The sequence below is a fragment of the Sphingobium sp. YR768 genome, from assembly GCF_900111125.1.
Taxonomy (GTDB): domain Bacteria; phylum Pseudomonadota; class Alphaproteobacteria; order Sphingomonadales; family Sphingomonadaceae; genus Sphingobium.
Map to the genome: position 1 here is coordinate 20,561 of NZ_FOGE01000041.1, position 10,383 is coordinate 30,943.

The 10,383-nt window shown below is 58.3% G+C and carries 13 protein-coding genes; 11 read left to right on the forward strand and 2 right to left on the reverse strand.

Annotation, left to right across the window (positions count from 1 at the left end; genetic code table 11):
• Positions 1-35 precede the first annotated feature (35 nt).
• Positions 36-317, forward strand: coding sequence for an HU family DNA-binding protein (locus tag BMX92_RS24425; RefSeq protein ID WP_256213603.1), 282 nt, complete (start codon positions 36-38; stop codon positions 315-317).
• Positions 318-375: 58 nt separating this feature from the next.
• On the opposite strand, the gene BMX92_RS28230 is transcribed toward BMX92_RS24425, so the two are convergent.
• Positions 376-804: a toprim domain-containing protein gene (locus BMX92_RS28230; protein ID WP_256213599.1), complete on the reverse strand. Its 429-nt coding sequence runs from the start codon at positions 802-804 to the stop codon at positions 376-378.
• A 473-nt stretch (positions 805-1,277) separates the two neighbouring features.
• A complete protein-coding gene (locus BMX92_RS27575) occupies positions 1,278-1,577 on the reverse strand; it encodes a sigma factor-like helix-turn-helix DNA-binding protein (protein ID WP_177185247.1) in 300 nt (99 codons plus the stop codon).
• A 561-nt stretch (positions 1,578-2,138) separates the two neighbouring features.
• Here BMX92_RS27575 and BMX92_RS24440 point away from each other — a divergent pair.
• The 10 genes from BMX92_RS24440 to BMX92_RS24485 all read left to right on the forward strand — a co-directional run bounded on the left by BMX92_RS24440 (position 2,139) and on the right by BMX92_RS24485 (position 10,307).
• Entirely contained in the window at positions 2,139-2,690 is a 552-nt protein-coding gene (locus tag BMX92_RS24440) for a helix-turn-helix domain-containing protein (protein WP_177185248.1), read from the forward strand.
• 62 nt (positions 2,691-2,752) lie between these two features.
• On the forward strand, positions 2,753-3,097 hold the full coding sequence (locus tag BMX92_RS24445; protein WP_093021584.1) for a hypothetical protein: 345 nt from the start codon (positions 2,753-2,755) through the stop codon (positions 3,095-3,097).
• Between the two features lie 53 nt (positions 3,098-3,150).
• Complete coding sequence (locus BMX92_RS24450; protein ID WP_093021617.1) at positions 3,151-3,591, forward strand: hypothetical protein; 441 nt, start codon at positions 3,151-3,153, stop codon at positions 3,589-3,591.
• On the forward strand, positions 3,495-4,163 hold the full coding sequence (locus BMX92_RS24455) for a JAB domain-containing protein (RefSeq protein ID WP_093021587.1): 669 nt from the start codon (positions 3,495-3,497) through the stop codon (positions 4,161-4,163). Before BMX92_RS24450 ends, BMX92_RS24455 begins: the two co-directional genes overlap by 97 nt.
• Before the next feature lie 73 nt (positions 4,164-4,236).
• Positions 4,237-4,977, forward strand: coding sequence for an AbrB/MazE/SpoVT family DNA-binding domain-containing protein (locus BMX92_RS27790; protein ID WP_218145840.1), 741 nt, complete (start codon positions 4,237-4,239; stop codon positions 4,975-4,977).
• On the forward strand, positions 4,970-5,371 hold the full coding sequence (locus BMX92_RS24465; protein ID WP_256213600.1) for a type II toxin-antitoxin system VapC family toxin: 402 nt from the start codon (positions 4,970-4,972) through the stop codon (positions 5,369-5,371). Before BMX92_RS27790 ends, BMX92_RS24465 begins: the two co-directional genes overlap by 8 nt.
• Positions 5,372-5,414: 43 nt before the next feature.
• Positions 5,415-6,353, forward strand: a complete 939-nt coding sequence (locus BMX92_RS24470) for a nucleotidyltransferase domain-containing protein (RefSeq protein ID WP_093021593.1) — start codon at positions 5,415-5,417, stop codon at positions 6,351-6,353.
• A gap of 497 nt (positions 6,354-6,850) precedes the next feature.
• Positions 6,851-7,417 (forward strand): RNA polymerase sigma factor, encoded by a 567-nt coding sequence (locus tag BMX92_RS24475; RefSeq protein ID WP_256213601.1) that lies wholly within the window; start codon positions 6,851-6,853, stop codon positions 7,415-7,417.
• A complete protein-coding gene (locus tag BMX92_RS24480; RefSeq protein ID WP_093021599.1) occupies positions 7,414-8,523 on the forward strand; it encodes a FecR family protein in 1,110 nt (369 codons plus the stop codon). The genes BMX92_RS24475 and BMX92_RS24480 overlap by 4 nt, the downstream gene beginning before the upstream one ends.
• A 74-nt stretch (positions 8,524-8,597) precedes the next feature.
• Positions 8,598-10,307 (forward strand): TonB-dependent receptor, encoded by a 1,710-nt coding sequence (locus tag BMX92_RS24485; protein WP_177185249.1) that lies wholly within the window; start codon positions 8,598-8,600, stop codon positions 10,305-10,307.
• Positions 10,308-10,383: the final 76 nt, after the last annotated feature.

Consider the following 10,383-nt stretch of genomic DNA (forward strand, 5'->3'; position numbering starts at 1 on the left):
GCGCTATGAACGCTAGCTTCGCAATTTTCAGGAGGATGATTATGAACAATTCCGAACTGGCCGAAGCAGTTGGTACGTCTCATGGATTGACCAAGGCCGATGCGCGAAAGCTTGTCGACGCGGTCTTTGGGACGATCGCCGACGCGGCCGCCAAAGGGGAAGAGATTGCGCTGAACGGCTTCGGCAAGTTCAAGGTCAAGGATACCCCTGCGCGCGACGGCCGCAATCCGGCGACGGGTGAGACCATTTCGATCAAGGCTTCGAAGAAGCTGACGTTCACGCCCGCCAAGGCGGTCAAGGATCGTCTGAACGGCTGATCGGCGTGGCTGCCCTGGCCCTGCGATGGTCCGGGTGGCCTCTCCTTACCTATGCCCATCAGGCTGCGCGCGGCAAGGTTTGCAGCACATCCGCCCAATCATTGTTCGGCGGTGGCGGCCAGGGGCTGATGATTTCCAGACCAGGGCGGCGATAGGCGACACGGGCACGTTGGTTGGCCTTCCAGCCGGCCGCGTCCCTGTCGAAGAGCAGAACGAGACGTTCGAGCCGATCGGGCAGCAGGATATGGCCGGCTCGTTCTGTCCCGAGGATCGCCCAGACCGGAATCCGGTGCAATCGAATCGCGGCGAGCGCCGTTTCTATACCTTCTGCAAGGCCAAGGACCCGCGCGGCGGGCATTAGCTGGACCGCGCCACGGCCGGGACGCCCGAGCATCATGCGTGGTTCGGCAAGATCACCTGCACGCGTAGCGGTCGCGGGATCCAGGAAGGTGCGGTGGATAGCGACGATCCGGTGCCGTTCGCGCACGGCGGCAATCAACGCTGGACGGAACGCTACGGCCCTACCCCGCCCCAGCGGTGTGCGCGCATTGTAGCGCAGATCATGCCAGGGCAGCTTAAGCCGGCGATTGGCGAGATAGATTTCAGCGGGTGTCGCGGCGAGTGGTGCGGACGCATCCCATGTCCGCCGCGCCGGCCCTGCGCCCGTTTGAGGGATATGGATTTGGTCCGATGGGACCGATATGGGCCCATCAGGAAGCGGGAGTCGCAGACGCCGGATCGCTCGCAAGACCTCTCGTGTGTCGCAGCCCGCGAAGCATTTGAACAGCAACGCGCGTCTGCCGACACGGATCGAAAGGCTGGGGCTATGATCCTCATGAGCAGGGCACAGGCATAAGCCCCGATCTTTCTGCCATGTCCCTCCAAGTCGCTGGCACAGGTTCGCCCCCTGTAACTCCAGTTGGACAGTTTCCATCGTCGCACGCTCAAACACTGCACCATTCATGTCTCATCAAGAGCTATCGACAGGGCCAGAAGCGCCGCCGCCAACTCGCGCTGGACGTCAGCCACGTCGAGATCCAGTTTGGCGGCTATCGCCGGATAGGTGAGGCCCTCGATGCAATGAGCGAGGTATATGACGCGGCTTTGTTGCGGCAGGTCCGCAAGGGCACTGCGGAATTTAGCCTCTTGCATCGCATCGCAAGATCGCAAAGCTTGCTGTTCCACCCAGATCCATCCCCTGACCCACACGCCCTGTGGGGTCTCCTCGACATGGGCCTCGTCAATGTCGATGCGCAGCACAGGGGCGCTCTCCAACCTTGCCCGGGCAATTGCAATTGCCGGATGCCTGGTACCGCTCAGTTGATCTGCAACAGCGTCGAGACGGCTAAGCAATGGAGCGGCCTTGTGGCGGGACCGCAACCAGGTCCGGCCGAGAAGATGGACTCTAAGGTCATGAAGCAGCGAAACTATTTCAGAATTGTGCATGATGGTTCGTTCCTATCGGAAGCTCCCCTGCTCACCCCCCGCTTCCCTTTTCCGAGCCATGGTCGTGCGAGTATCGTGCTCCTCCGACCCCGTTGCCTCTTCAGACAAACCCGGGGCACAACGCTAGCCACCCACCTTGCATATCGTTCGGCGTGCGCCCCATCCTTCGATTGGCCGACGCTTACACCGCACGAGCCGTGCGCCAGCCAACTGCGAAATAATCTGTCAAACCGAATGCAGCGGAGCTATGTTTTATAAAGATTTTCACTTGAAACAGAATGGAGGCGCTCGGAGGCTGCCAACAGATTGATTGAAGAAGAAGGTGGGAGAGGCCGCAGCTTGCGATCGCCGTAAATCGGCGAAAGGGAACCACCCTTGAACGAGAACGACTTTTCAGAGATATTCGAGCGGCTCAGCCCTCGAAAGGGCGATTGTCTGCGAGAGGCCGCTAAAGGCAACTCCTCAAAAGAGATCGGGCGTGCTTTGGGCATCTCGCCCAACACGGTCAACAATCACATCCTGGAAATCCGCAGGCAGCTCGGCAATGTGTCGAAGTGGAAATCGGCGCAACTCTTCGTGGAATGGGAAACGCGTAAGGGGGGGCAAAACATACCCCCCCAATCAATGGTTATTTTCGATGACCCGACTCCCGTGCCAACTGGCGTCACCGAAACCCAGGCGGACGACGATGCAGTACAAGGCGAAGGCGAGATAATTTTCGCGAATGAACAAAAGCCCTATGGCGTTCGCGAACAAAGCTTTTCCTTGCTCGACATATTGCCGTTTCGCGTAGCCGGGAGGCACCGTAATGAGCTGAGTGGCCCTTCCATACTGATCGTTTTCGCGATCCTCACAACCTTGCTGCTCCTTGCCGTAGGCGCCGGCTTTTCCTTGCTGTTGGCGCTCAACGGCCTCGTAGAAAAATAGAGCAGCAATCCAGGAAAATCCAACGACATGACCTGCTCCGAGCGGAGCGGGAAGGAGAAACCATGCGCGCTCAACGCCAATCCATCGCCAAACATGTAGCCGAACGGCTGTTCGCCGCCGAGGAGGCCATCGATATTGCGGCCGCCCGCATTGCCGAACTGAACGCGGCGCTACCCATTGCACGGCTGGATGCCCGCCTCTCGGCCATGATCGGCCAGGATGCGATCCAGAGTTCCGCATCGGCTATGCTGCTCATGGCCGAAACCCGACAGAAGATCGTCACCACACATGCCAACCTCAAGCAGGCAAGTGATGCGATCGGCTTGCCGGAGACCAACTATGGCGACCTACTCAAGGTGGCATCGGCGGGAACCCGGCCCGAGGGACAACATCTTCGTGCAGTGTGAGGTATGTGCCGGGGGAAATTGACGAACCAAAGCATTTGTCGTTCCTTTGGATCATGACGAGACAAGCCCTGTTCCTGGCATTTCTGCTTCTGAGCAGCGCCTATGCATTTAGAAGGGGTGGCCAGCCCGAGAAGATCGGTGCGGTCACCCTTCTGGGAGGTGCGAGCCTGACGGTTCTTGTGGCGTCTCCCCTCGGTACGCGCTTTCAGGATGTCGAAGCCGGCATTCTTGTCATCGACATATCGATAATGGGTATTTTCTTATGGCTTTCAGTACGCAGCACCCGGTTTTGGCCGATATGGATCGCTTCGATACTGGGCGCGGAAGTCATCATCCATGTTGCGCTCGCGATCGCGCCCGAAGTGATTCCTCGTGCCTACATGCACGGGCTGGCGCTATGGGGGTGGCTTGCTCAACTGGCACTGGTGATCGCGACCTGGCGACACCGGAGGCGACTGACGCGCCTGGGTGTCGACGAGTCCTGGAGGATCTGATCGGCCTAACCTGTCCCGCGCGTGCGCGGGAACTCTCGGAACGCCTCTTTACCCGCTTCGGCTCGCTCGGCGAAGCGATATCGGCACGTTCAGCAGAACGGATCGAACTGCTGGATGACGCGATCGAGATCGAACAAACCTTCCTCTGCTTCAGACGGGCCATGACCCAGATGCTCCGGGGCCAACTGATGCAGCGTCCGATATTGTCCAGCGATCAGCTTGTGCTCGACTATCTGCGTGGCCGCATGGCCTACGAGCCGATCGAACAGTTGCGGGTGTTGTTCCTCAACGCAAACAATGAGTTGATCGCTGACGAGGTGCTGGGCATGGGAACAGTCTCGGCCGTCTATGCATGGCCCCGCGAAATTCTCAAGCGCTGCCTCGATCTGGAGGCAACAGCGATTTTGCTGGTCCATAATCATCCATCCGGTTGTTCCAGGCCATCGCGGGCAGATCGCGAGTTGACGGAAAGGATCGCGAAAGCGGCCAGATGCCTGAACGTCGTTGTCCATGACCATCTGGTGGTGGCGCGCAATGGGACGACGAGCTTTCGAAAGGCAGGTTATCTATGACCGGCCCAAATTGCCTTGCCGACGTAGCCAGCACGAGCAGCCAGCCCGGATCCCCTCTTAACGGAGGCACGTCATGTTCTCCGCATCGATAGCATCGAGGGAGAAGCTCGGAGTCGATAGCTGGCCCCCGGCCTCGCGGGCCGCGACATGTCGAACCCTTCTGAAAATGGTGGCCATCCTCAACAGCAAGATGGGAACGAAGCTGTCGTCGAGCCCCTATCTGGCATATCTGCTCGAGATCTATATTGCCGGGATCGACGGCGAAAGAATATACCCGGCTTGCTTCTCGCCCGAGCACGCATCATCGACCGCCCATCGTCGCTCGGCCCGGCTGGAGCAGTTAGGGGCTGTTGTGCGTGAGGACGATCCCGTGGACGGCCGATGCACCGATCTCACGCTCGCGCATCCAACGAAGCAGGTTCTGGAAGAGGCGATCGATTTGCTGATCGGGCAATGCCTCAGCCTGAGTTCGGAAATCTGTGCCTCCGGACAATCTGGCAACTTGATGCCGATCATGAAGATGAGGTACGATCACCATGTTGGTACCGTTCAGGACATAAATGACATGACCATCTTGCGAGGCAAGGTCATTGCAGGCGGGCGCATCGCCCTCCCCGCCGATATCCGCCGTTCGCTGGGCCTGCAGAATGGCGACACCGTGCTTTTCGAGGTCAATGGCGACGAAGTTCGTATTCGCCCTGCCCGCTCCGCGCTTCGACGAGTGCAGGAGCGTTTGCGCGCCTTTGCGCCCAATGAGGGACTTGTTTCCGAGGAGTTGATCGCTGAGCGGCGGGCCGAGGCGGTACGTGACTGACGTCGATACAAAGGCCGTTTTTGTTCTCGATGCCTCAGCCCTTCTGTGCCTGCTGTTTGGCGAACCGGGAGCGGACCGGGTGGAAATGCGATTGACCGGTGCTCTGGTGTCGGTGGTGAACTACCATGAGGTGCTGGCAAAGCTCACCGACTGCGGCGTAGATGCCGCTGAAGCGCAGATGATGCTGGCCGAACTCGATATCGACATTGTGCCCGCCGATCGTGATCAGGCCGACGTGGGCGGAAAGCTGCGCCCCGAAACGCGCGACATCGGCCTGTCTCTTGGCGACCGATCCTGCCTGGCTCTGGCGCTGTGCCGAAACGCGACTGCTGTAAGCGCCGACCGGGCATGGGAAGCCCTGGATGTCGGCGTGGTGGTCGAACTGGTGCGATGACTGGCGTGCTGCATGATGATAAGCGAAATGAGAAACTGAGCTGATGCGTACCGACCTCAATCATCTTCCGATCGCCAAGCAGCGTGAGCTCGACCGCGTCGTGGAAATGCTGTTTCAGGGGTTCCGCGAGGCGACGCTGGAGGCGACGGGCCGACGCAAATCCGCCCGGATTCTCAAGGTCATCCTGTTCGGCTCTTATGCCAGGGGCGATTGGGTCGATGCGCCCTTCGACGCAAACCAGTTCATGTCGGACTACGATATCCTGGTCATCGTCAACCAGAAAGAATTGACGGACGGCGTGCTCTATTGGGAAGCAACGGAACAACGCCTCTTCGACGCCCATCAGGTTGAGAAGATCATCCGCACGCCGGTCAACTTCATCGTGCATACGCTGCAGCAGGTGAATGACGGCCTTTCCCATGGACGGCTTTTGTTCACCGAGATCGCCAAGGATGGTGTGGTCCTGTACCAGTCCGACGATCGGCCGCTCGCAAATCCTAAGCCCAAAACGCCCGAACAGGCGTATCTTATGGCGAAGGAATATTTCCAGGATTTATTTCCAGGTGCAATGTGGCGATTTGAACTGGCCAAAATTAGCCTTGCCAATAATCGATTCAGCGATGCCGCTTTTGATTTTCACCAAGCGACTGAAAGACTCTACAGATGCGTTTTGACGACATTTACCTTCTACGCTCCGCGCAGCACGAACATCGTATTTCTCAGGGGCATGGCAGAAGGCGTGGATAGGCGGCTATTTGATGCTTGGCCGCGTGCAACGCATGCCGATCGCGCCATGTATCAGAAGCTGAAGGACGCTTATCGCAAAGGCCAGCATTCGAAACATTTTGAGATTTCATCCGAACAACTCGAGTGGCTCAAAACAAGAATAGAAATACTTGGCGCCCTCGTGCATGAGGTCTGTTCGGAACGCATTGCGACGTTGAAAATTGCTGCGGAGACGCGCGCAAAAGCGGAGCCGTGAAGCCGATAAGATGCCTGATGCCGTCCAAATGCTGCTTGCGGATTCAAATCCGACAGCGACTCCCGGGATATCTCGCGGTCCTGCTGGTTATGCGGCAATTACCGGCCTTATTCGCCGCATGGGGCGCGGTGAATATGCATCGCTTGTGTTGGAAGCGGCCTGTGATGCCGGATAATTTTCATGCCTGCGAACGATTGGATTCCACTCAAGACGTCAGACATTTCTCCCTTCATGCCCGGACGTCCAAGCTAGGGATGGGGAAGTACCGATAGGACAAGAATACCAAAAGCTTGATTGGATCCTTTTCTCACGGCATAGTACCAATGCGGGCTGGAATCTGGCAGCCGCCCGCAGGATTTTCCTGTCAGGTATCTCGAAGCTCGACATACGGGTCGAGCGCCGGTTGCGTCGTTGGGCGACAACTCGGCTCACCTCACATCGCTTCTCCCTTGCACTTGCGAGGACGGCGCTGCCACGTCGTGAGGAACCGTGATTTCATGTCGTCTGAGAATTTCAATGTGCCACAAGGCCTGAGAGACGATGTCGCTCAGAAGAAACCAAGAGCCGGGATGGCGGACGTGCAACAGATCTACGAAACCGAAGCACCGCGGCTGCAGCGATATTTTCAAAGCCGCTTACGCTCGCGGGATGACGTCGGTGATCTCGTACAGGAATCCTTTGTCCGCCTGGTTGGCTGCATGGCCAGAACCAGCCTTCCACGGCCGGCAGCCTATCTCCAGCGCATCGCCCGAAATCTTCTTCTGGATCGATACAAGCGTCTCGAGACCCGGCTTCTGGCGTTTCATGTGCCGATCGGCGAAGACTTCGAAGTGGCAGTCGCGCCGGATCAAGCCGCACGCATCGAGGCCGAAGACGTGATGCGGATTTACAGGCGCGCCCTGGAAGAGCTACCTCAACGGACGCGAGAGATATTCTTGGCTCACCGGGTGGAAGAACTGACCTACCGCGAGATCGCGGAAAGCATGGGGATTTCAATCCCTACTGTGCAATATCATGTCGCCCGCGCGCTTGCCCATATCGACGCAGCTCTGGAACAGGAATGATGGAAGACACAGATCCGCCGCGTCGGCATGGACAACTCAGGGAAGAAGCCGCCGACTGGTTCGCTATCATGCGTAACCCGGAGGAAGCAGAAATCAGACGCAAGGAATTCGAAGCATGGTTGGCACGCGGCGCGCTGCACCGCGCCGCCTATAACCGCATTGCCGAAGCCTACAGCATCGGAAAGCGTTTGAAGGCCCCGCCAGAGGACGATGCCCTCCCTTCCGACGCAGCGTTCAGCGACGACATGGGCCAGAGCCCGCGACGGTCCAAGGCGAAAAGACGCGCGGTGCTTATACTGGCGATGCTCGGCGCCGTTGCCCTTGTTGCGCAATGGGCTGCAGGTTCGCCGCGTGATGATATTAGACAGCCGTCGCTTGCAATAGGCTCGGCGCCTAGCAGATCTGATGGTCCTGCCCAACTGAAGATTGCTACAGCCATCGGCGAAATTCGATCGTTTTCGCTTGAGGATGGCTCTGTCATCACACTCGACACGAACAGCCTGGTATTGGTGAGCTTCGACGCCGAGCGAAGGAACCTTCGCTTGTTGCGTGGTCGCGCCCGTTTCACCGTCGCTCATGAGGAACGCCCCTTTACGGTTCACGCCGGGCGCGGAACGGTGACAGCCCGCGGTACGATCTTCGACGTCAATCTGCTGCCGGACAATCGCCTTGTCGTACGACTGGTGAAGGGCGCAGTCGACGTCGTGACAGACGTTTCCGCACCCGGGCGCCCGCAGCCGGCGGTTCGACTTTCTCCCGGTCAGCAGGTCGAACTGCACAATGCTCCGACACCCCTTGCCCTCGAAGTGGTCAAGGCGCAGGCAAATGACAGTGAATGGCCTGACGGATTGAAGGAATATAGTAATGTTCGTCTGGGAGACCTGTTCACGGAGGCCAATCGCTATGCTGACATTCCCCTGGTAGGCGCAACACCCGATATAGATGGTATTCGAGTCTCGGGAAATTTCCGTATCACAGACAGCGAGAGACTGGCACGCAATCTGGGAGACGTCCTGGGGCTGGCGGTCATTAGTGGGGCTAACTCGGTTGCCCTGGCCCGACGGTGCCCAGCTCTTCCGAAAGGAAATTGTCGCCCGCCATCATAATCGGGGCGCGCAGCTCGTCGTTGCCCCCAATGGAACCGGTCTCGAACGAGGCCGGATTGAAATTGGGGGCAACGATGAACGAGTTTGGACGGTGGGCGGTCGGTTCGGTATTTGCGCTTGCACTAGCGGGCATGCCGGCTCCCTTGCTGGCTGCATCGGGGCAAAAGCAGGAATGGAATCTCGACCGGCAGGACCTCGACGGTGCATTACGCGCCATCGGGCGTTCCAGCCGTCGTGAAATCATTTTTCGCCCCGAGGCGGTGAAGGGGCGGCAAGCTCCACCGCTCAACGGGACCTATACCGCGCTTGAAGCGGTCGAGACCGTACTCAGAGGCACCCGATTGACAGCAATGGAACGCGATGGGACCATCCTCATTCGCCGGCGATTTTCAGCGGTATCAGATGACGCGCTGACCTCGGGTGAGAATATTGTTGTCACCGGGTCACGAATTCGTGGAGCACCTTCGACTTCACCCGTCACGACAATCACGCGGAATGAAGCCCAACAACTGGGTCATACCGATCTCGGACAGGTAATACGCGACCTTCCGCAGAATTTCGCTGGTGGACAGAATCCGACAATCACAGCTGGGGGGCAAGGCGGTTTCACGAATGTATCCGGTTCATCCGCGCTGAATCTGCGCGGCCTTGGCCCCGATGCATCCTTGACCTTGATCAATGGCCATCGTGTCGCATTCGATGCAATCAGCCAGGGAATTGACATCTCTGCCATCCCTCTTGCCGCAATTGAACGGCTCGACGTAGTCGCAGATGGCGCCTCTGCGGTTTATGGTTCTGATGCTGTGGCCGGTGTAGCCAACGTTGTTTTGAGGCGTAGCGTAGACGGGGTGGAAACATCCGCGAGGCTCGGCGCCGCAACGGACGGCGGCGCTGTTACCCAGCAATATAGCATTGTTGGGGGCTCTTCGTGGCGGGCTGGCGGCTTTATGATCGCGGCTGACTATCAGGATTCAACGGAAATTTCCGCACGCCAGCGCTCCTACACCAGCAATGTGGCACCCGATACGACCGTGATTCCAGCTCAAGAGCAAATCAGTTTGGTCATGGCCGGCCATCAGTCGATCACGGAGTCGATCGGCTTCGAGATCGATGCCCAGTACATGCGTCGCTCCACATCGCGCTGCTTGATTGGTGTCATAGCTACAAGTTGCGCGGCACAGGGCAGCATCGTCAAATCGACAGCTGACGGCTGGTCGGTTTCGCCAGCATTGAAGGGCCATCTGCCTTTCGGATGGGACGTCCGCCTCTCGGGAACGTATAGCAGAAGCGACACCAACGTAGTGACGCGCGTGTTCTCTGCCGGAACTGAAATTGTGCGTGCGTTACCGAATTATAGCAACGAACTGAAATCGATCGAATTGGGGGCAGAGGGAGCTTTGTTTACCTTGCCGGGGGGCGAAGCGAGGCTGGCCGTTGGGCTAGGCTTTCGCTCCAACAATTTGACGGTGGACTCACGCCGCATCGCCGCCGGTGTGGAAAGCGTAACGGAAGCTGTATCCGAAAATCGCAAGGTCGGCTTTGCCTATGGCGAGCTTTTCTTGCCGCTGATATCGCCTGGCAATGCTGTGCCATTTGTCGATCAGCTGCATCTGATTGGCGCACTTCGCTATGAAGACCACCATGATATTGATCGAGTAGCTACGCCGAAGATCGGGATGGTGTATTCGCCCATTCGTGGTCTTGAGTTTAAAGCCAACTGGGGACGATCGTTCAAGGCACCCAACCTTTACCAGACGGCGATGCTTAGGCTCAGGACTCACTGATCAAAGCCAGAAGATGACGGTGGCAGCGAGGGCGATGGCCGAGAAGAAGGCTTTGGGGCATCGGTCGTAGCGCGTG

Bases quoted from the DNA above. Each gene is read 5' to 3' on its own strand.
- BMX92_RS24425 (WP_256213603.1), top strand. From the start codon at position 36: ATGATTATGAACAATTCCGAACTGGCCGAAGCAGTTGGTACGTCTCAT.
- BMX92_RS24445 (WP_093021584.1), top strand. From the start codon at position 2,753: ATGCGCGCTCAACGCCAATCCATCGCCAAACATGTAGCCGAACGGCTG.
- BMX92_RS24450 (WP_093021617.1), top strand. From the start codon at position 3,151: ATGACGAGACAAGCCCTGTTCCTGGCATTTCTGCTTCTGAGCAGCGCC.
- BMX92_RS24455 (WP_093021587.1), top strand. From the start codon at position 3,495: ATGGGGGTGGCTTGCTCAACTGGCACTGGTGATCGCGACCTGGCGACA.
- BMX92_RS27790 (WP_218145840.1), top strand. From the start codon at position 4,237: ATGTTCTCCGCATCGATAGCATCGAGGGAGAAGCTCGGAGTCGATAGC.
- BMX92_RS24470 (WP_093021593.1), top strand. From the start codon at position 5,415: ATGCGTACCGACCTCAATCATCTTCCGATCGCCAAGCAGCGTGAGCTC.
- BMX92_RS24475 (WP_256213601.1), top strand. From the start codon at position 6,851: ATGTCGTCTGAGAATTTCAATGTGCCACAAGGCCTGAGAGACGATGTC.
- BMX92_RS24480 (WP_093021599.1), top strand. From the start codon at position 7,414: ATGATGGAAGACACAGATCCGCCGCGTCGGCATGGACAACTCAGGGAA.
- BMX92_RS24485 (WP_177185249.1), top strand. From the start codon at position 8,598: ATGAACGAGTTTGGACGGTGGGCGGTCGGTTCGGTATTTGCGCTTGCA.